This window comes from Paenibacillus sp. tmac-D7 (genome assembly GCF_006519665.1).
Classification (GTDB): domain Bacteria; phylum Bacillota; class Bacilli; order Paenibacillales; family NBRC-103111; genus Paenibacillus_G; species Paenibacillus_G validus.
Genome location: NZ_VIDW01000020.1, coordinates 47,205 through 68,639, shown reverse-complemented (window position 1 = coordinate 68,639; position 21,435 = coordinate 47,205). Strand labels below are relative to the sequence as shown.

Here is a 21,435-nt window from a genome sequence, read left to right as displayed (position 1 = left end):
CTTGTTAAATTATTTTATAGGTCTGCCGGGATTACCGACGTAGGTTTGCCCGGATGGAACATCCTTGGTAATGACCGCTCCCGCACCTACTATGGCCTCTTCGCCGATTGTGATACCCGGTAGTAACGTGGCGTTATTTCCGATTCTCGCCCGTTGTTTAATAATGGGGCCCTGGTGATGATAGTTGCCCCGTCCCATATATTTATCATTGGCGGTCGAGCAGCAGGGACCGATAAACACATCATCCTCAATAATCATGTCGCTTGTAATGTAAGATGAGGTTTGGACGGTGACACGTTTCCCTATCGTCGTCTTCGGTTCGACAATGACATTTCGACCAATAATGCTGCTCTCCCCAACCGTAACGCGTTCTCGAATACTGGCCATATCCCCGACAAGAACATCGTTCTCCAAGGCTACCCCGGCATAGATAACGACTCCGCAGCCGATTTTCACATCATCGCCAATGAGAAGCGGAGGCAGGTCTGCAGCCGGCTTCAGCGCCATTTTTTTGTTGGACGCTGGGCCCTTTCCGAGTACGGACAAATCGCCGATTTGAACGCCGCTGCCGATTTGCGTACCGCTTTTAATGACCACATGGTTTCCGATCGTTACATCGTCCCCTATCGTGACATCCGGTTCGATGACAACATGAAGGCCGGTCGTTACGTTTTTCCCATAACTAATTTGCTGTCCTTGATCCATGGATATTGTCTCCTTTTCAATCCTCATCTGGATGCGCATGCCGGACAATTTCCAACGGCGCTTACTGGATTTTCGAATAAATCTCAAGCAGCTTGGGGATTACATGTTCTACGCTGTGATACTTCTCGACATAAGCCCGGCTTGCTTTTCCGATACTATGGCGAAGTTCAGGGTTATGAAGAAGATGAAGGAGCACATCGCGAATCGTGTCGGGATTGGCTACCACGATCGGCAGATCCGGAGGAAATTTGCTTTTGACATCTTCCCTTACGTAAGCTACAACCACTTTTCCCATGGCCATCGCTTCGACGCTAAGCATGCCGTAGGTGCCGCATAAAATTTGATCCACGATAATATCGGCGTTCAAATACGACTTCATCGCTTGCTGGTGGCTCATGTTTTCTACGGCAAAGTAGGTGAAGTTATGGGTTAGCTTCAGTTCCCCTACCGCCTTCTCAATATAGTACGATCCTTTAAATTCCCTATTCGTAGGAGCGTGAATAATAACCGGATTGAGATTACCCGGCGATGGATAAATATAAGGAAATTTCTGGTAGTCGCAAACGAGAGGAAGCACATGAACATGTTCGTAATAATCCGTGACATACGGATATATCTCGTAGTCCTGCACAATCGCGTGTTTCATATATTTACTTAAAAATGTCAGGTTCTCGTGTATCGTTTCATCCGTCGCATAGCTGGGGGGAATGGGATAAGGATTCATCATTAAGGCGCCCTTGACCGTCCGGACGTCATTCCCCCAATGATGCATCACCATTTTCTTCCCTCTCTCGTGAATAAGCGGCACATCATAGTTATTGGCGACAAAGGTGTTGCCGTTATGAAAATGAAACAAATCTACATAGTTCACCAGCGGGTCTATCAGTTTAATTAATTCATAGGCATCCGTATTGATCACGCTGCCGATATAATTCAAGTAGGATTGGAACCAATTGTATCCGTTTGCCTTATACCCAGCTTGCCTTAAGCCGCTTACCAACGCCCTCATCTGCCCCGCTATCTCTGTCGGCGCATGAACAATGATCATATGTTGCCTCCTTCACGAAGTTATGGATAATTAATCAATACTAGAATTTATTCAAGTCTAACAATAATCGCCTGTACTCTCGTAAAAAATGGTTTGTTGTGTAGGTCATCAACATTTTTAGAAACATACTATTTAATATCAATACAAACCTTATAAAATTAGGAGTGAAAAGATGGTTCCAACATCCTCAAGCGGATACTTATCGCCGAGCGCTTACGACTTACGCAATCAGGTATGCATGATTCCATGCGGAGATTTCTTAAACGGCACCCCGCTCAAATGGAGTGACGAGCAGCTGAAGTACTACACAGGTTATATACTAAACGGACAACCGATCGACAGCATGTTCAAAGGGTTTATTTTCAATGGATACCAGGCCCGGGAAAGTCATTCCATCCATCCGTTGTTTATCGGCTTTGCCGAGCCTTCGGACATGACGGATTGGCTGAGCTGGATTGATGCTTTGTTTGCCCCTGAAGCAAATTTGCATGCCCTGCATCGTTTATCCGGAAACGACAAAATGGATGTTTGGATTTCTTTTCCTTATCCCCATCCCTTCCAGAGAAGCTTCGGCGTCGTTCAAGGGCGTAATCTTGATTTCGAGTCGGACATCAACCGTCTAACCGCTATCCAATGGTGGCTGGATCAGCTGCTGAACCGTTGGCGGGAACATTCTCATCTTCATGATAAGCTGGAATTAAGAGGATTTTTATGGCAAAGGGAAGTGATTGACGGCGATGATGAAATGCTTGTGAAATGGATTAACGCTGCCATCCATGCGAAGAAGCTTCTTAGTATGTGGCTGCCCAATTATGGCTCCGGCGGCGTTATCGATTGGCAGGTATTGGGGTTCCACGTGACAGCCCTGCACTCCAACTATAGTGGAAATTCCAGCTTTGATGCCGGTTGGATAAACAATGCTTGCTTATTTGCCCAATATTTCAAAACAGGCATCCAGGTGACCTGGGGCAAAGGCTTGATGTATAACGATACGCATCATCTCGATTACTTTAATCGGGGCTTGGAAGATCAAAACAGCTATATGAACGAATCGTTCCTTGTGTATCAATTTCAGAATCAGACGCTGGAATCGATCTATAGGAATGATCTCGCAGGTTATATCCAGCTCTATTTGTTTGTTAAAGGTCTATATCAGAAAATCAATTACCCCGGCATTAGCTACTGATTTTCTCGCATCGCAAAGAGCCGCCATCCGGCGGCTCTTTTGCATGCTGATCTCGTATTAAACTGTTTTTACGATGAGGTAGGGCGGGTGTTCTTCGGACAACAATACCGGATCAAGGCTGTGTACACGCACATATATCCCATGGTTTTCCAAGCTGTGACTGCGCCAAGGATGAGCAAGATGTTCCAGCGCAAAGCTGCCTTCCTTCGTTTCGGAACAAAAATAACCTTTGCTTCTTGCTTGCGTATAGACAGGACGGACATGCGTAACCGATTGCTCATCCCACGCTGCGACGATTTCGTGCAAATCGAGACGCACCTCCGAGCTCACCTCAGGTAAAGGGACGTACAAAATCATCGAGGTGACTTCCATATCCGAGGGGATTCCCGCTATATTAAAGGAAACGTACATCTCGTTGTCCTGGACAAATAAGCGATTAGGAATAAAAAACATGGATTTCTCTAGGGAGTCCACTGTTAATCCTCCATTTCCCTCCATTAAGAAGGCAGGTTATCATAAATCTGCTCCAGCCTATCGACCACAACTTCCTTGGCATGATATTTTTCTGCATACTCCCGCCCTTGCAAGCCCCTCTCCACTCGAAGCGCGGGGTTCTCGAGAAATGACTGAATAGCTGTGAGCACATTATCCGGGTTCGCATTCATAATCGGCAGCTGAGAAGGAAACTGAGCGACGATATCGTTCCGAATATAGGCAATAACCGGTTTCCCCAGCGCCATCGCTTCAACGCTAAGCAAGCCGTAGGAGCCGCAGCGAATCTGGTCGACGATCAGGTCGGCCTCCCGGTAAAGCCGAATCGCCTCTTCATGATTCAAGTGCTGAATACGCCGATATTCAAAGCTGTACGATTTCTGCAGTTCCTGAATCGCCGCTTCGATGGCCATCGTCCCCTTGAATTCGGGGTTTGTCGGCGCATGAAGAATGAGCGGCCTCTTGACATCGTTCTTAGGGTAAAACGGAACGATTGGCGTAAGATCGATGGAGATCGGCACGACATGAACTTTCTTATAATAAGGCTGGGCATAGGCGTAAACCTCATAATCTTGTACGATCGCTTCGTCCACATACCGGCTGATTTGGGTCAATCGGTGGTGTATCACTTCATTTGCCGGAGAATCGCCCGTATACACATACGGATTATGAACTCGTGCCCTATCATGAAATCGGATGTCGTTTCCCCAATGATGCATGATCATTTTTTTGCCTTTATGCTTAATGATTTCGAGATCCTGATAATCGGGAAGAAGACTGGTCGCGTAATGGAAATGAAACTGATCAAAGAAATTTACGATGTGCTTATGCGTCTTTTGAATTTCATCCGGGTTCGTATTCACGAGATGATCCTTGTAGCCCAAATAGGAATGAAAGATGTTGTAGCCTGCAGCCAAATGTCCTCTTTTTTTTTGCTCTCCGCTCAGAATCCCCATTTGCCCGGCAATCTCAATCGTTCCGTGAAAGATTTTCATTCGGAACGGTTCCCCCTTTTTATCCACTCTTTTGTCTTTCGCAGACCCTCGGCCAATCCGGTCTTAGGCACCCAGCCTAAGGTACGGCGCAGATAATCGGCATCCAGACAGCGACGGTAAACGACATCCACGGCCCGCTTCGGATGATAGACCAGCTGCGGGGAGGACAAGCCGCTTATGTCCGATATGATTTCGGCCAACCGGTTCACGCTCGTCTCCTCTCCCGTTCCGACATTAAACACCCTTCCTATAGCGCCTGTATGAAGCCCTGCAGTCAGAAGCGCATCAATGGCATCATCGGCGTACGTGTAATCCCGCGTTTGCGTACCGTCGCCATAGATCATGAAGGGCTGACCCTGAGCGGCCGCCTCGAAAAATTTGGCCACCACCCCGCAGTAAGGGTTCGTCGTTAATTGACCGGGCCCGTAGACGTTAGACAACCGGAGAACCAATATGGGCATTTGATACATATGGTGAAAAACTTGACAATAATGCTCCATGGAAAATTTGCTGGCTGCATAAGGAACCGACGTCTGGTAACAGCTCTCGGGTGTTGGAAGAACGTCGGCATTCCCGTAAACCGATGCTGTCGACGTATACACGAAACGCTGCAAGTGCGGGCAGGCTTCCTTCGCTTTTTTCAACAGCAAGTATCCTCCATATAAATTGACGTGCAAATCGTCGTCCATATTTTGCGCGGACTTGACCAAATTCCTGCAAGCCAAGTGATAAATATGAGTGGTTCGGGGCAATACCCGCTCCAACAGCTGTTCATCCACATAGGAAGCTTCAATGAACGTCAGCCGTTCCGAGACGGGAAGGTTCTCCCGCCTGCTCGTTGAACAGTCGTCAATCACCGTCACGCTTTGCGAAATCGGAAGCAGCTTGCGCAGAAGCTGAGATCCGATAAAGCCTGCTCCTCCTGTCACGAGCACATGACCAAAGGTATTTTTCATTGCCATCCCTCCTCATTCGCCATCATCCCTGTAGAAAATGAGGTTAAGGGTACCTGTACGGCTTGTTGCGTTCGAACGGAATCGTACAACGCAAATATGAGCTCGAGCGCCTTCTTCCCTTCGGAGGCATGAATGACCATGGCGTTTGCGTTTCCTTCCTCGGCTTGAATAAACTGTTCGTACATGAGAAGGTGCTCATCCGAATCGTTGCTCCCGGCTGGAGCTTCGAGCGTTGGATCGTCAAACGACCATTTGCGTATCTCGTTGAGCCCGATTCCTCCGATACATACCGTTCCTTTATTTCCGAAGAGCGTGATGCTGTTGTCATAATTGCTCGGGTAAGTCAAGGTGTTCGCTTCAATGATGCCGATTGCGCCATTGTTAAATTTAACGATTCCGGCAGCAACGTCCTCCGTTTGCTTGGGCAATGGACCGCGGAGCATACTGCCAAACACCTGGTTGTAATCCCCCATGAACCACTGCATCAGATCGACGAGGTGGATGCCCTGGTTGAGCAGCATGCCGCCGTCTTGATCCCATGTTCCTCTCCACGGGGCCGCTTCGTAATAGGCCTGCGATCTTTGCAGCCTCATGGAGATAACGCCCAGATAAAGAGTGCCCATAGCCCCGGCATCTATGAGCTGCTTCAACCGCTTCATGATCGGCTTATACCTCAATTGGTGGCACATGTGCACACAAACCTGATGCAGCTCCGCATGCTTCACGATCTCATCCGCATCGCGAAGGGAAAGGGCCATCGGCTTCTCAAGAATGACGTGCTTTCCCTTCGCAATCGCCGCTTTGGCCAATTCGGCGTGCAGCGCGGAAGGAGTGGCGATGATGACCGTTTGAACGCTTGCATCCTGCAGCAGTTCGGCAAGGTCCTGATATTTGGCTACCTCCGATTTCGAACCCGAAAGCTTCCTATACTCCTGTTCAATTTCATCCATGCGTTCCACCCGAACGTCGCAAAGGGCTGCCAGTCGGGCGCGATCGCATTTGGCAAGCGAAGCGATATGCCTGTCGGATATTCGTCCACAGCCGATTATACCAAACCCCATCATGGCTTTAATTCTCCTTTTAAGCCGATTAATACGTCGATTACCTGGTCTTGCTCGCTCTCTAAAAGGAAGGGGCTCATCGGCAAAGCGAGCAGCTGCTCCGACAATCGTTCCGATACGGGATATGCACCGGGTCCGTAATGGAGAGACGCATAGGCTTCTTGAAGGTGAAGCGGACGCGGGTAATAAACGCCGCTCTGTATATCCTTGCGAGTCAGCGCTTCCTGCAGTTGATCCCGGTGTTCGGACTGTATGCAAAATAAATGGTAGATGTGCGACCGGTCCTGCGGTTCCGGGCCTACGCGCAAATACGGAAGATCCTTGAACGCTTCCCGGTAACGGACTGCCAGACGCATCCGTTCCTTATTCCACGAATCGATCTTCGATAAAGCAAGCTGGACGATGGCGGCATGAAGCTCATCCAACCGGCTGTTATAGCCGATCTCGCTATGATAATATTTTTTATTGCTGCCATGCTGACGGAGCCGGCGGATTCGCTGCGCTACCTCTTTATCAGAAGTCGTAATCAGGCCCCCGTCGCCGATCGTACCCAAGTTTTTGGTTGGAAAGAAGGAAAAACATGCCGCGTGACCGATGCTGCCCACGCGTCTTCCCTTATATTCGGCTCCGAACGCTTGACATGCGTCTTCGATCACCACTAATCCGCGCTTGTTCGCGATGCTCATCATTTCGTCCATATCTGCAGGCTGTCCGAATAAGTGAACGGGAATAATGGCCTTAGTTGCCGGCGTTATTTTTTCTTCGATACGGGCCGGATCAATGTTATAAGTTTGCGGATCAATATCGGCGAACACGGGGGTAGCGCCGACACGGGAAACGGCCTCTGCCGAAGCGAAGAACGTAAAGGGAGTCGTGATGACCTCGTCACCGGGCCCGATCCCGTAAGCATCCAGCGTAAGTACCAGAGCGTCCGTCCCGTTAGCAACGCCGATCGCGTCAGACACTTCCAAATAAGCGGAGATATCGCTCTCCAGACGTTGAACGTTCGGGCCGAGAATAAATTTACCCGAATCGATGGTATCGGCCATCGCTTGCAAGATGTCCTGCTTCATGGACTGAAATTGACGCACCAGCGGAACTAATTCAATCATCGACGAACTCTCCTTTTTTCCATTAAAGATTCATGAATCGCGGGCCAAACGTTCTCCATCCGATGAGCAAACGTATGGTTAGCCATGACTTTCTCACGCGCCTGCTTGCCAATGAGCATCCGTTCTTCCGGACGACTCAAATAATAGCGCACAAGCTCTACGGTTTCTTCCTCGCCGGAACTGAGAACGAGTTCTTTCTTATCCTCAAACAGACTCTCCAATTCTTCCGTTCGGCTGGCTATCATAAAGGCGCCGGTGCCTAAAATTTCAAATGTGCGCTGCGTGACTTGATCTTGGGCGTTCTGAACACCGAGCATAATTTTGCTTTTGTGATAAATGTCCGCCGTGTCCTTGTACGGCAAAAAACCATGATAACGATGAAGCGGTACGGAAGCGCCGAATTCCTTTTCTTGAAATTCCCTGCTCTCCAACCAGTTGTTTCCCCAAACGTTGATCTCCACTTCGGTCGGAATAAGCGGAAATAATAATTGCTTCAGACTATCGTATCGGAAGGTTCGGGTTTCCAAATGTGTCGTGCCGACAAAAGAGACATCGTATACTTCTTCGGCGCTTTCCGGTTTAGGAGGAAACAAGCGCGGATTAAGAGCAAAATTGAAATATTCCGAGCCCATTCCCAGCTCGCGGTATTTGGGTACGCATTCCGGATGAATGGTCCAGACGATGTCCGGCTTGATGCGTTGAACAAACGGCAGCGATATGGCGTCGAAATGGATTTTGTCTTCCGTCGCCCAATAAATGTGCAGCAGTCCGTATTTTTCACACAAAGCCGGTATGACGTTCAGGGCAGGATTGAATACCGGTTTGTCGATGCCTACGGTAATTAACAGATCCGGCTTATAATAATCAATTCCCGCTTCAATCTCTCTCATATCCCACGAAGATTGGTAATATACTTGATGGCCCATTTGGCATAACGTATCTGCCAAGCTGTTGATATAGCAGGAGAGATGATTCAAAAAAAATATTTTGTATATCCTCAAATATGCTTCCCTCCTTACGCACGACTGCTTTCTTTGCAAGGTATGGGATTTCGTATGAAAAGGAAACGGCACACGCCGTTTCCTTTTTTTTTCTCATGGCGTATGTGCAGCAACCCGTTCGATGGTGGAATCCGGATTTAATTTCACCTTTCCGGCAATCATCAATTGATACCCGGCTTGGCTTGCGCGGGAACAATAATCATGAAACACACGATCGGCAAACAACTGCGGGGTCTGAAGGAAGCCAATTTTGTTGAGCAAGTCCCGCTTGAACAAGATGCAACGCTCCAACACATCCTCATCCGCGACATGCTTGTTTTGATGGATTTGGATTGGGGTCAACGAAGGGCGGACGATACCGATATCGTCCTGACTGTTCAAACCTTGAAGCATACCGGACAACCACTTGCGTGAAGCCAGGACATCGTGTTTCAACAGAAGCAGATTCTCTCCGGTTGACAATCTTAAACCAAGGTTGCAGGCATCGGAAACGGCATGCTTCCACGGCAATGAAACAAAAGTTATACGCTCCTTGCGGCAATATTCGTCCGTACCATCATTCGATCCATTGTCAATGACGATGATTTCATACGGAATGTCCGTATGGTTGCGAATGGAGGCGATGCATTTTCCGAGAAGCTCCTTCGCCATATGGACGGGAATGATTATACTTGTTTTAGACACTTTCGTCGACTCCTTCCTCGATGAGGTGACGTTGTCGCATGGAGTCGGGAAAGTGCAGCCGCGGACCGAAATTACCCATTAGCTCATGAAGGGCTTCCAGATGGTCCCCGAGTATGAGATGCTCAACGCGGTTTCCTAACCCGACATTTTGTTTACGGAGCCGGTTGCGGGTAATCACATCGACCGTAACCGGCGAACGGACAACGGACAGTCCTAAACGAACGGCCCTCTCCTGCGCAACAGGAGGGACAGCCAGTACGCTGGTTCCCAGCTTTTCGATCGCACGTCGTGAAAGCGCATGGGGGACGGCGGTTAGCGAATCCGCATGCAAATCCCGCCTTCCCAAACATATATTTAAAAACTGTTTGATATTAGAGACGGAATCCCTTCGTTCGAATGTCGGCAGCAGGGACGAAATCGGGTTCAGAACGACGTCCGCCCCCTTTTCAATCTCATAAATAAACGGCAGCAGCAGATCCACCCGAATCGTCATGTCCCCGTCCAAAAACAATATCATCTCGGAATGTGACATTCTGGCTCCGACCGCTCTCCCTACATCGTAACCAAGCGCCGAATCGAAATGAACGACCGTTGCCTGGACGGGATGATTGCGGGCAACCTCGTAGCTATTGTCCGTAGACCCGTTAACAACTACAATTATTTCTTCAAACGGAAGACGCCTAAGCTCATTTAATTGAGCTTGCAACGTAGCAGCCTCATTCTTTACCGTAAGTACGCAACAGACCGACTTGGTTGTCGGAAGCAACAGATCCGAACTTATATCGATATTTGCCGTTTCGCAAAAACCGCGAATGAACCGTCTGCACGCGAGAGGGTAGCTTAACTGGGGCACGCGTCTGAATGCATACTTCCCAAACCATTTGGCCCAGCGCACATTGATTCTGCGCTCCCATTGAATGTTCTCCGGCGGTTCCCCGTCGGTCGATTTAGGCCAGAACCATCCGACCGAACGGCATCCTGCCGCATAAGCCCCTTTGTCCCAAGCTTTTTTTTTCCGGGAGTTTACGCTCTTTTCCGCAACGGGTTTGCGTAAGGGCCGCTTTTTTTTTACAGCTGCTTTTTTCGGTATGATCTTCATGCTAATCTCTCACCCTTTCCCGCTGCCTTCCGAGATCCGAACGGTTAGCACGAGAATCGCTTTGACTAAACAGCCAATGAATGGCTTCAAGATGATCCCCCACAATGAGCTGCGAGAGTGGATCAGGGGATTTCCTTCGTTTAGGATTGACCTTCCCGACATCTACAAAGCATGCCTGCGCGACATGAAGTCCGCTTGTCAGGGCTATCGCTTGAGCTTTGGGAGGGATGGCTAAATTGTCGCAGCCAATGACACGCAGCGCTTTTCGGCTAATGGCGTGCGGGATCGTTGTCATGGACGAAGCGCCCAGTTCGGATGACGAAAGCAAAGCGTTTAACACCCGCTTCGATAAAACGACATTATGCACATTTTTCGTATTCACACGGCCTTGGTATTTGTTTAAAGCGACGTCAGCCCCATTCTCTACCGCTTGGACAAACGGAGTGAGCAGATCGGTAGAAATCACGATATCGCCATCCAGGAATAGGATAATATCGCCCCTGGCCTCCTTGGCTCCCAAGCTTCGCCCGACATCGTGTCCAAGCGCCGCCGAATAGCGGATCACCTTAGCCCCCATCTGTGCGGCAATTTCCGCCGTTCTGTCCGTTGCTCCGTTGACAACAACGATGACCTCCGATTCAGGATGAACACTCCTGGCCTCCTCTATGACATAGGCAATCGTTGTCGACTCGTTCCTGGCTGGAATGACGACGGACAATTTCGGCTTCGCAACAGGGTCCCGCGGATTGAATTCATTTGTCATTCGGACACCTCAACTGGTCATAGTCTAATATGCTTTATATTATGGCAGTAACGAGGAGTTGAGACGGCTAGTGTACGTATTGTTTGGACAATTGTGGAAAAAGCGCATTTTTTTGCTTCCACTCCGGTAATTAATGGGCTTGTATAAAAAAAAAGAGCCCCGCGAATAGGGCCCGGCCATACCTGTTTAGATCTCTTTCATCCTACTTAAGGTTGAATTAATACTTTCAACGATTGATCCGGATTTTCCATGTACTCGAATCCCTGTGCAACTTGATCCAGCTTAAGCTCATGTGAAATCATCGGCGAGATATCAAGCATTCCTTTCGCCATGAATTGAATCGCCGTTTCAAAATCCCCCGTGCTGTAGCATCGAGTTGTCGTCAAGGAAATTTCTTTAAAGTGCATGCTGGCCAAATCTACAGCCGGAGGCTGCTTGAACAAGCTGACCACGACGACCTGACCTTGAATTCTGACGGCTTCCACCATCAGGCTCACGGTAGCGGGTGTTCCGGCAACTTCAAATACGATGTCCGCCCCTACTCCTTGGGTAATCGTCCGGATTTCTTCCCCAACATTCGCGGTCTTGGCATCCAACGCTACAAATCCAAGCTCCTTCGCCTTGGACAGCCGATAAGGACTAATGTCCGACACGATAATTTCGCGGGCGCCCGCCAGCTTCGCCACCATGCCGATCATCAGACCAATGGGGCCGCCTCCCAAAATAACAACCCGGTCGCCAACTTTCATGTTGGAACGGCGCACCGAATGAACAGCTACAGCCAGTGGCTCCGTCAACGCGGCATGCGCATCCGACAAGCTTTCCGGAATGCGGTGCAGTCTGTTTAATGGAACGACAACATATTCGGCAAACCCGCCGTGGCCGTCAATGCCGATAAGCCGCAGCGTTTTGCATACATGGGTTTGGCCTGCCAAGCAAGCTTCGCAAGTCCCGCAGCTAAGCGTCGGCTCGATCACGACCCGCTCACCCGGAACAAAAGCGCTGTCGCCCGCAATTTCGACGATTTCACCGCAAAATTCATGTCCCATCGCTAACGGGGCCTTTGCTCTTGGATGTCTGCCGGCATAAATCATCATATCGGTTCCGCATATTCCGGCATAAGCTACTTTGATCAACGCTTCCCCTTGCTTGGGTGACGGTTTTTCCAATTCGCCTACCTGAACGTTTTTTGCGCCGAGAAAGAGTCCTGCTTTCATTGTCGCCATCACTAAACCTCCAAATTAAAATGTCGTCCTAGACTCCGCTCCGGCGAATTTCCTTCATCCTTGGGGAGAGACGGTAAAGCGGCTTGTTGCCTTATTCAATTCCTCGGATATGGCCAATATCGACTCGATGGAAACAATCACTTCGTTCATCGATTTCACCTGTTCCCCCGATGTGTTCGCATAGCTTTCCGTCGAATCGGATACCTCCACCGAGAAATTTTCGATTCTTCGCATCGATTGATCGATTTGATAGCTCCCGGCAGCCAATTCTTCGATGTTGGCCGACACCTCTTGAATGGAGCTGTTCATTTTATACACCCAATCGCGAATGTTTTGGAAAGCCAGACTAACGTTCTCCACCTTCTCCTGGCCGTCCAAAATCTCAGCCGCCCAAATTTGGATGGAATTCACGACAGTCAACGTGCCTGCCTGCATTTTGCCGATGTCCATTCGCACACGATCGGCCGCGCTCCTGCTGTTCTCGGCAAGCTTCCTCACTTCACTGGCAACCACAGCAAAGCCGAGACCCGCTTCACCCGCCCGAGCCGCTTCAATCGACGCGTTGAGAGCGAGCAGATTGGTTTCTTCCGCAATCTCCATGATCGTCGTGATCACCTGGTTGATATCCTTCGACAGCTGAGCCAAATTCCGAACGGACTCGGTCGATTGCATTACTTGCTGTTGAAGTCCGTTCATCTTATCGATCGCGTCGCGAACGGCGACATCCCCTTGGGCGGACACCGTTTCCATATCGAGTGCACGGCGGTTCATTTGGTCGACGTCGCCGGCCATTTGCTGCAAGCCCATGGACATTTCTTTCACAATGGCTGCGTCGCCCGAAACCATCTCGGATTGGTGCTTGAACCGTTCGGTAGAATGCTGCAGCCCTTGAAGAATAAACTGGGAAGAATTCCCGGTCAGAATCGCCGATTGTTTGATCTTGTCCGACACGTCGGATAAGGTTGAGACCGAGTTTTGGGCCTGATTAATAATAGAAGCTATGCTCTGTCTCATCTGTTCGGAGGCTAGTGCCAATTGGCCGAGCTCATCCTTGCGCTGAATGGAAATAGGCGCTGACAGATCGCCGGATCCCATCAGCTGGAACTTGCGAAGAAGTTCCTTGATCGGATTCACCATAGAAGACGTAATGATATAGCCCAGCGCGATGGAAATAAGAAAGGAGCCTGCGATAAATCCGATGGAAATAGCCGTAACTTTCTTATACATGGCAGAGGAGCTTAAATAAGACTGCTCCGCTTCCTCTTTATTCAGCTCGATAAAGTTGTGAAACGTTTGATCGATGCCTTCGACCTTATTCAGCATTTCCTTCTCGTAAATAAGCTGAGCACTGGCCTTCTGGTTTTGATCCGCCAATTCGGTCACTTTGTTGCCCTTCTCGGAGTAATTGACCCATAAGCCTTTGAACAGTTCAAGCTCCTTGACGTATTCCTCGGGCAAAGGCCGCAAAGCCATATTTTCCAGTAAAAGATCGATATGCTTCTGGTTTTCCATCATCTTTTCTTTTGACTTTATGCGTTCGTCCAAATTGGCAGTTAGCAAATAGTTGCCAAGATGCGTATTGATTCTATGAAAAGAACTGGAAATTTCTCCCAAATCCTTAATCGTGATCAGCTTGTTTTCATAAATATCCACAAGATTATTGTTGATTTTATGGCTATTCGTCAGTCCCAATACACCCGTAGCCAGTAAAATGATCAACACAAGCGCAAAACAAACCATAAATTTCAAAGAAATTTTAAGATGATGAAACCAGCTCAATAGGATTCTCCTTTCCATACATGGGGTTAAGCTGTTATTGGATAAACAAAGGGGAGCTCTTTAGGAGTCCCCCCGCATGTCCATTAGTTTAAGATGCCATACCCCATTCGTTCCGATATTTCCTGGCCTACCTGAACCAGCAGGGGAATCAGTTGTTCGAAAGCCTTGTCATCCACACGAGCGATCGTAGTCGTGATGCTAATCGCGGCAGCGACCTCGCCCGCATAATTATAGATGGGGACTCCTGCGCTGCGCACACCCGGCTCATATTCCTGATTATCCACCGCATAGCCTTGACGGCGAATTTCATCCAACTCCGCCATTAACCGTTCCTTCGTTGTGATCGTATTCACCGTTTTCTCGTAGAAGTCATAGCCGTCCAACAGCTTGGCCAGCTCTTCCTTAGACTTGAAAGCCAGGAACACTTTGCCTACGGAAGTGGCGTGCAGCGGGATGCGGCGGCCGATCCGGGAGGAGAGAATCATCGCCTGTTCTCCCTCTACCTTGTCAATGTATACCCCTTCTTTGCCATCCAGGATAACCAAATGCGTCGTTTGGCCTGTCCGTTCGGATAAATGAACCAAAAAACGTTTGGCCACCGTCCGAATGTCTAAACGACTGATGACAAAATTACCTCGTTCAAACAGCTTCATCCCGAGCCTGTATTTGCCATTCTCAGGATTTTGCTCGATATAACGATACAGCTGAAGCGTCTTTAACAGGGAATGCACCGTGCTTTTGCTAAGCCCCATTCGTTCGCTGATTTCTGTAATTTTCAATTCCGTTTCGTTCTCATCAAATAAATCCAGGATGCGCAGAGCGCGTTCTATCGACTGAATAATAGGCATGAATTTTTTCCCTCATTAGGATTTTCGTGTCAATTAAATATTAGCATAGTTGAAATAAAAAATCCTAGCGTACACGATAACAAATTGCCAATGATAAATGCCATATAGGGACTCTCAAAGAACAAGAACGATGCGGTTAGAAAAGACCTTCCGGTTCTCCTGCGATCTCAATCGCTTCTTGCCCTCTGGCCTCTTCCAGCAAACTTTCGGAAATCCAAATTTCCTTCAGCTCAAGCGTGTTGTGAATCCGGACCACACGGGCTTTCGTCATGTCAAAAGTATTGCAGGTTTTAATCGCGGCCTTGACGGCAAGACTCTCCGTATCGAAGATCATCGGCACTTTAACGGGGGCTACCACCGTGCTTGTCAGCGCATTGGCATAGCCTTTTTCCCACACGATAGAATCAAACGCCTTGCGGGTGGTCATGTCCGCCATCCCCAATCCGTTCGCGTTGCCATGCGTTCTCTCCGTCAGGCCGAGAACTACGATTCTTGTCGCTTCCAGACCGCCGCTGGCATAGGGAGTAGCGTAACGCCCCGTAATATTCGGATCCATGCCGTCACCGGAAATGTCCTTCCCGATTTCGTCGACAATGAGAACATCCAGGGGGTTAAACATGATTCTGGGCATGAGCGATTTGGCTTCAAGCAGCAATTTCGGCTCTTCCTCCCACAGCGCTTCAGCCGGTACAGCGACAATCCGCGCGGGACGATCATAAGCATTCTCTATCGATCCCAGTCCGAAAATAAGCGGCGTCTTCTCGATGACCATCTGGGCCATTTCCTGCACATGCTTGGCCATATATTTAAAACTGTAGGCATGAGCCGCTTCGGCACCCTTTTGTTTGCCCAGCCCGATCGTGATCATCTTCATCAGGCCGCTTTCTACAGGTCCCCGAAAAGCGGTATGCGGTTTGATCCGGTTGATGACAATAATTTTGTCGGCCTCGTACGCATGCTTGTCAATATAAACGGGAAGTCCGTTGTCCAGCTTCCCCAATTCGACAACCTCCATGCTGGAAACGATCGGGGCCCCAACATAAGACTCCGTTACGCCAAGCTCTTCCAGCACTTCGGTCTGTCCCTCGGCCGTAGCGCCGCCATGACTCCCCATCGCCGGTACGATAAACGGGTTTCCTCCAACCGATTTAACGGCTGACACCACTTCCCGCGTAAGAATCGGAAGATCTGCGACGCCCCGACTGCCGACGGCGATGGCTACCCGGTCCCCGGAGCTGATTCTTGACAACACGTCCCTCGATGCCAATGCTTCCCGAACTGCTGCCGGAACGTCCGGCAGCTCGGGTGCGTGAAAATGCTGTTTAACTTTCACCATTTTGGGAAGCGGGATGTCGCTTAGAAGCTCTTCAATGATGCTCATTTGTTGCGGGCCTTTTGAACGCCATCGTACATTTCCTTCACAACGTCCTCGCCGAATTCCTTGGCAAATTTATCAACGACCGGCTTCACGATTTGTTGAATTTTCTCTTTTTCCGCAGGAGAAATGTCATTCACTTGCATACCTTTCGCTTTAAGCGATTCTAACGACTTTTTGTTTTGTTCAATGTTGAGCGCTCTTTGGTATTTACCCGCTTCAGCTGCGGCATCCTTCAACATTTTTTGGTCTTCAGGCGTCAGCTGATCCCAAATCTTCTTACTCATTAAGAAAACAAACGGCGTATACACGTGATTCGTCAAGCTTAAGTATTTTTGTACTTCGTAAAATTTGCTGGATTCAATGGCTGCAATCGGATTTTCCTGCCCGTCAACCGTCCTGCTCTCCAGACCGGTAAACACCTCGGAGAACGGCATCGGCACCGGATTCGCGCCTAATGCGCCAAACACTTCCAAATGCACTTTATTTTGCAGCGTGCGGATCTTTAACCCCTTGAAGTCTTCTACCGTTGCAACAGGCCGCTTGCTGTTCGTCAAGTTCCGGTAGCCGTTCTCCCAGTAACCGAGTCCGATGAGTCCGTGCTGAGGCAGCTTATCCAACAGCTTTTGTCCGAATGGAGAATCCAGTACGGCATAGGCTTCCTGCTCGTTGTTGAAAACGAATGGGAAATCGAAAATCCCGAACTCTTTCACCATGTTGCTGATCGGCGACGTGGAAGGCATTGTAAGCTCTTGCGTTCCCGCTTTTAAGGCTTCCATCATTTTCATATCGTCACCAAGCTGGGACGAGAAGTAGTTTTGTACTTTGATTCTGCCGCCGCTGTTTTTCTCGACGATTTCCGCAAATTTAATAAGACCTTGCGCCTGAGAATGATCTTCGTTGAATCCGATACCCGACTTGAGTATGCGCACTTTTCCTTCCGGCTGCTTGCCGGCGGCCTGGCCGTCTTGTCCTGATGCGCCGCAAGCGGTAGCCAGCAGCAAGCTTGGAATTGTTAGAGCGATCATACTGCGTTTAATCCATTGTTTCATTGATAACCCCGCCTTTATTTATTAGTTATATGAATACCTAGACTAGCTTTGCATATCTCGCTTCAGGTTGGCTGGCCTCCAGCTTACCTTGTTCCTTCACCTTATGATTCACCAAATATTTCGGATATTCGCCGAACACCAGGACGTCCGCTACGCCCATCGCCGCTTTCGCCCGTAATTCGGCCGCCGATTCTTCGGAATACCAGGCCACGTGCGGTGTCAGAATCACTTGCTCCATCCGGAGAAGCGGGTTATCGGAAGCGATCGGCTCCTCTTCGACGACATCCAAAGCGGCTCCTGCAATTTGCCCTTTCTCCAGCGCGGCAATTAATGCCTGCTCGTCAATAACCGGACCGCGGGAGGTATTGATCACGACCGCGTCTTTCTTCATAAGCGCAAACTGCTTTTCCCCGAGAAGTCCTTTCGTATCCGCAGTTAATGGAGCGTGAACCGAGATAAAGTCCGATTGCTCGCAAAGAGCATCCAGCGATACCAGCTCCACCCCTTTCTGTTTGGCGACATCGGCCGGGAAGAACGGGTCATAGGCGATAACCCGAAGATGGAGAGGCTTGACCTTCTCGGCCAGCGCTTGCGGAATTCGGCCGAATCCGACCAACCCGATCGTTCTTTCACGCAGGCGGTAAATCGGCTGCGTTAATTTGAAATCCCATACGCCGTTTTTCACATGATGATCCGCCGCTGTTATTTTTCTCGCCCAGCTTAACAGCAAAGCGAGCGCATGATCCGATACTTCATCCATACAATAATCCGGAACATTGGCTACACAAATGCCCTTTTCCGTCGCAGCGTCCAAATCAACGGTATTCACACCGACGCCATAGCGTGTAATGACCTTGCAATTTTGAAGGGATTCAATGACTCTGCGCGTAATCGGAGCATATTGATTGATCAACGCATCGGCATCCTGGCAAACCCGAATCAGATCCTCTTCCGTTCTGCACTGAGCCGGAACGAGTTCAATCTCTTCATAGGCTTGAAATACTTTTTCTTCAAACCGCAAATCTGCATACTCCCAATCCGTTACGACTACTTTAAACTTACGCATTCTGTCTGTTTCCTCCTGAAAAAATATTGTTTATGTCGCACCCTGAAGCTTTTTAGGTGAACCAGCCAAGCGGGATGAGCACAAGATCCGGGAACAACGACAAGATCAGCAAGAGCAGCGTTTCCACTACCAGGAAAGGCCAGACGCCCTTCATGATTTGCTCCATGCTCAGCTTGCCGACACCGGCTACAACGTTCAACACCGTTCCTACAGGCGGCGTCAATAGACCGACACAGTTATTCAGAATAAAGATCAATCCGAAGAAGATCGGGTCGATACCCGCCATCTCAATAATCGGCATGAGCACCGGCGTTAAAATCAGGATCGTCGGCGTCAAGTCCATCGCCGTTCCGACAAGCAGCACAAGCAAGTTAATAGCCAGGATCAACAGCACTTTGTTTTCAATCAACGGCCCAAGCACGTCGGCGAGCTCGGCCGGGATGTTCGCTACCGTAATTAACCATGCAGAGACCATCGCTGCGGCGGCAAGGAACATGACGACACTTGTCGTTTTGGAAGCGGCCACCAGCAAGTGGTATACTTTTTTCAAGTTTATTTCTCTGTATATAAAGAGTCCTACGATCAAAGAATAGACAGCAGACACAACCGCAGCTTCCGTCGGTGTGAATATTCCGCCGCGAAGACCGCCGATAATGAGCACCGGCAGGAAGAGCGCCCAAGAGGCCGCCAGGAAAGCTTGCATAATTTCTTTAAACGATTTCTTCGGCTGAACTTTGAAATTCCCTTTACGGGTAATGGACCACCAGGAAATGGTCAATACAACGGCAATCAATAAACCGGGAATAATTCCCGCCATAAACAGCTTCGTAATCGATACTCCTGCAGTTACGCCGAAGATAATCATCGGAATACTCGGCGGAAGGATCGGCGCGATGATACTGCTGGCAGCAATCAAGCCGCCGGATTGAGCGCGGTCGTACCCTGCGGCCACCATCATCGGGATCAAAATCGCGCCAAGCGCTGCAGCATCGGCGACAGCGGAACCGGACAACCCGGCAAATATGACGCTCGCCAAGATCGCGACATACCCGAGTCCACCTTTAACGTGTCCAAACAAAGCCATAGCGAAATTAATAATCCGCTTGGATATGCCGCCGGCATTCATCAATTCGCCGGCCAGGATAAAGAACGGAACGGCCATTAACGGAAAGTTATCTGCGCCGTTAACCAAGTTTTGCGCCACAATTTGGTTGTTAAACATATCCAGATGGAGCATTAGCGCCACGCCGCTGGCGAGAAGCGCGAACGCGATAGGCATACCCAATGCCATAGCGCCTAAAAGAACTCCCAAGAAAATAACAATAGTCACTTCACGGCACCTCCTTGATCCGAATGGCCATCAGCTTCACCAATCAGCTCTTCGGAATCCAGTACCTGAGTCAACTCATCGATATCCGCCTTGCCAAAAAAGAGCTGGTACAACTTGCCTAAAATAATTAAAGCCATACAAAAACTCATCACGAGCCCTGTTCCATAGATGAGCGATTGCGGAACCCCCGTTGCCGGAGATTTGTTATCCATATTCAACATCGTCATGTCCCAGCTTCCAAAGAAAATGATCCATAAGATGTACAAGATGATTCCGTTGCTCACAACGTAAACGATCTTTTTCCCCGTTTTGGATAACCGCTTAACCAACATATCGACACCCAGATGCTGATTGTCTTTCAATGTGCTGATCGCACCGATCAATATGAGCCAAATGAACAAGAAGCGGGCCATTTCCTCGGACCATGTAATCCCCGAGTTAAAGGCATAACGTAAAACGACGTTCCCAAAGACCAAAATTGACATAATAGCGAGAAAAGCGGCGGTCAATCCATTAATCAAACGAATAAACATGCTGACTTCAAACCCTCCTTAACCTGGTAAAAGGGGCATAAAAGCCCCAGGTTTTATAAACCTTTAGCTTCGGCTTGAATTTTCTCGATGATTTCCTTGCCCCATGGATACTTTTTATAGAACTGCTCATACATCGGTTGAACCGATTTTTTCATTTCATCGCGGAATTTGTCATCCGGAGTCGTGAATTTGATTTTATGCTCCTGGAGGAATTTTTTATCCGTTTCATAGCTTTCCTCCATCAGCTTCCACTCATGCTCCGCAGAGGCCGTAGCCGCTTCCTGAACCACCTTCTGCTGTTCAGGTGTCAGCTTTTGGAAAAACTTGTTGCTGATGATGTACATGTTCGGGCTGAAAATATGCTGGGATTCCAGCACATCGGTTTGAACCTCGTAATACCCTGAAGCGCGTAAGCTGGCAAGCGGATTGTCCTGTCCATCCACAACCTTCTGCTCCAAGGCCGTGAACACTTCGGAAAGCGGCAGCGGCGTTACGTTCATCCCGAGTGATTTGCCAAGATCGAGGAAGACTTGAGCGTTCGGCATTCTCATGCGCAGACCTTTGAAATCGCTCATCTGGTTAATAGGACGATTGCTGGAGAACATTCTGAAGCCATTTGCACTCCAGGCCAAAGCCTTAACGCCGTGCTTTTGTTCAAGGTCGACCGTCAGTTCTTTGCCGATCGGTCCTTGGAATACCTTTTGAGCGTGCGCGAAGCTTTCGATTAAGAATGGCAGCTCGCCTACTTGAAGCTTCTCAATCTCTGTTTGCATGATCAAGCCGGGAATCCCCATCTCGATGGAGCCGTTGCGGATGCCGTCATAAAACTCTTTCTCTGCCCCCAGCTTGTTATTCTCGTAAATTTCTACCTTGAGCGATCCGCCTGAATTTTTCTCAACCAGCGGCTTGAATTTCTCCCGAAGCGCAACGTTCTGCGGATGGTCAGGAGCGAAATAATTGGCCACTTTGATTGTAATCGCTTTCGCGGCGGCCGGCTTGGCTGACTCCCCGTTTCCTTCGTTCTGGCCTGAAGCGTTTCCATTTCCGCACCCTGAAACGAATAAAGAAGCGACAAGCGTCATTCCAACTGCAACTTTCAAACGGTTACTGATTTTCATTCCAAC

At 49.1% G+C, this 21,435-nt stretch carries 21 protein-coding genes; 1 reads left to right on the top strand and 20 read right to left on the bottom strand.

Features of this window, described 5'->3' with window-relative positions:
* Positions 1–9: 9 nt before the first annotated feature.
* Positions 10–705, bottom strand: coding sequence for a DapH/DapD/GlmU-related protein (locus tag FKP33_RS15170; protein WP_141335627.1), 696 nt, complete (start codon positions 703–705; stop codon positions 10–12).
* 61 nt (positions 706–766) lie between these two features.
* Complete coding sequence (locus FKP33_RS15165; protein WP_141335626.1) at positions 767–1,753, bottom strand: glycosyltransferase; 987 nt, start codon at positions 1,751–1,753, stop codon at positions 767–769.
* A 172-nt stretch (positions 1,754–1,925) separates the two neighbouring features.
* Between FKP33_RS15165 and FKP33_RS15160 the strand changes: the two genes are divergently transcribed.
* Entirely contained in the window at positions 1,926–2,939 is a 1,014-nt protein-coding gene (locus FKP33_RS15160) for a DUF4855 domain-containing protein (RefSeq protein WP_141335625.1), read from the top strand.
* Between the two features lie 57 nt (positions 2,940–2,996).
* Here the strand turns inward: FKP33_RS15160 and FKP33_RS15155 are convergent, their stop codons facing one another.
* The 18 genes from FKP33_RS15155 to FKP33_RS15070 form a co-directional block, all read right to left on the bottom strand.
* Positions 2,997–3,296, bottom strand: a complete 300-nt coding sequence (locus FKP33_RS15155) for a hypothetical protein (protein WP_155614585.1) — start codon at positions 3,294–3,296, stop codon at positions 2,997–2,999.
* Positions 3,297–3,436: 140 nt separating this feature from the next.
* Positions 3,437–4,426 (bottom strand): glycosyltransferase, encoded by a 990-nt coding sequence (locus tag FKP33_RS15150; RefSeq protein ID WP_127604776.1) that lies wholly within the window; start codon positions 4,424–4,426, stop codon positions 3,437–3,439.
* On the bottom strand, positions 4,423–5,382 hold the full coding sequence (locus tag FKP33_RS15145; RefSeq protein ID WP_141335623.1) for an NAD-dependent epimerase/dehydratase family protein: 960 nt from the start codon (positions 5,380–5,382) through the stop codon (positions 4,423–4,425). Before FKP33_RS15145 ends, FKP33_RS15150 begins: the two co-directional genes overlap by 4 nt.
* Positions 5,379–6,446 (bottom strand): Gfo/Idh/MocA family protein, encoded by a 1,068-nt coding sequence (locus FKP33_RS15140; protein WP_141335622.1) that lies wholly within the window; start codon positions 6,444–6,446, stop codon positions 5,379–5,381. The genes FKP33_RS15145 and FKP33_RS15140 overlap by 4 nt, the downstream gene beginning before the upstream one ends.
* The gene (locus FKP33_RS15135) at positions 6,443–7,555 is read right to left on the bottom strand and encodes a DegT/DnrJ/EryC1/StrS family aminotransferase (protein WP_127604782.1); all 1,113 of its coding nucleotides are present in this window, start codon (positions 7,553–7,555) and stop codon (positions 6,443–6,445) included. The genes FKP33_RS15140 and FKP33_RS15135 overlap by 4 nt, the downstream gene beginning before the upstream one ends.
* The gene (locus FKP33_RS15130; RefSeq protein WP_127604784.1) at positions 7,552–8,556 is read right to left on the bottom strand and encodes a CgeB family protein; all 1,005 of its coding nucleotides are present in this window, start codon (positions 8,554–8,556) and stop codon (positions 7,552–7,554) included. Before FKP33_RS15130 ends, FKP33_RS15135 begins: the two co-directional genes overlap by 4 nt.
* 93 nt (positions 8,557–8,649) lie before the next feature.
* Entirely contained in the window at positions 8,650–9,240 is a 591-nt protein-coding gene (locus FKP33_RS15125) for a glycosyltransferase family 2 protein (protein WP_127604786.1), read from the bottom strand.
* A complete protein-coding gene (locus FKP33_RS15120) occupies positions 9,233–10,339 on the bottom strand; it encodes a glycosyltransferase family 2 protein (RefSeq protein WP_141335621.1) in 1,107 nt (368 codons plus the stop codon). The genes FKP33_RS15125 and FKP33_RS15120 overlap by 8 nt, the downstream gene beginning before the upstream one ends.
* A 1-nt stretch (position 10,340) precedes the next feature.
* A complete protein-coding gene (locus tag FKP33_RS15115) occupies positions 10,341–11,102 on the bottom strand; it encodes a glycosyltransferase family 2 protein (protein WP_127604790.1) in 762 nt (253 codons plus the stop codon).
* Between the two features lie 206 nt (positions 11,103–11,308).
* A complete protein-coding gene (locus FKP33_RS15110; protein WP_230876075.1) occupies positions 11,309–12,328 on the bottom strand; it encodes a zinc-dependent alcohol dehydrogenase in 1,020 nt (339 codons plus the stop codon).
* A 54-nt stretch (positions 12,329–12,382) separates the two neighbouring features.
* Positions 12,383–14,107 carry a methyl-accepting chemotaxis protein gene (locus tag FKP33_RS15105; protein ID WP_181410160.1) on the bottom strand — a complete coding sequence of 575 codons (1,725 nt, stop codon included), beginning with the start codon at positions 14,105–14,107 and terminating at the stop codon, positions 12,383–12,385.
* An 83-nt stretch (positions 14,108–14,190) separates the two neighbouring features.
* Positions 14,191–14,955, bottom strand: coding sequence for an IclR family transcriptional regulator (locus FKP33_RS15100; protein WP_127604794.1), 765 nt, complete (start codon positions 14,953–14,955; stop codon positions 14,191–14,193).
* A 136-nt stretch (positions 14,956–15,091) separates the two neighbouring features.
* Positions 15,092–16,336 (bottom strand): nickel pincer cofactor-dependent isomerase, group 22, encoded by a 1,245-nt coding sequence (locus FKP33_RS15095; protein ID WP_141335619.1) that lies wholly within the window; start codon positions 16,334–16,336, stop codon positions 15,092–15,094.
* Positions 16,333–17,382 carry a TRAP transporter substrate-binding protein gene (locus FKP33_RS15090; RefSeq protein ID WP_127604798.1) on the bottom strand — a complete coding sequence of 350 codons (1,050 nt, stop codon included), beginning with the start codon at positions 17,380–17,382 and terminating at the stop codon, positions 16,333–16,335. The genes FKP33_RS15095 and FKP33_RS15090 overlap by 4 nt, the downstream gene beginning before the upstream one ends.
* A 37-nt stretch (positions 17,383–17,419) precedes the next feature.
* The gene (locus FKP33_RS15085; protein WP_141335618.1) at positions 17,420–18,448 is read right to left on the bottom strand and encodes a C-terminal binding protein; all 1,029 of its coding nucleotides are present in this window, start codon (positions 18,446–18,448) and stop codon (positions 17,420–17,422) included.
* Positions 18,449–18,500: 52 nt separating this feature from the next.
* The gene (locus tag FKP33_RS15080) at positions 18,501–19,778 is read right to left on the bottom strand and encodes a TRAP transporter large permease (protein ID WP_141335617.1); all 1,278 of its coding nucleotides are present in this window, start codon (positions 19,776–19,778) and stop codon (positions 18,501–18,503) included.
* On the bottom strand, positions 19,775–20,311 hold the full coding sequence (locus FKP33_RS15075) for a TRAP transporter small permease (RefSeq protein ID WP_141335616.1): 537 nt from the start codon (positions 20,309–20,311) through the stop codon (positions 19,775–19,777). Before FKP33_RS15075 ends, FKP33_RS15080 begins: the two co-directional genes overlap by 4 nt.
* Before the next feature lie 53 nt (positions 20,312–20,364).
* Positions 20,365–21,429, bottom strand: a complete 1,065-nt coding sequence (locus FKP33_RS15070; protein ID WP_236595806.1) for a TRAP transporter substrate-binding protein — start codon at positions 21,427–21,429, stop codon at positions 20,365–20,367.
* Positions 21,430–21,435: the final 6 nt, after the last annotated feature.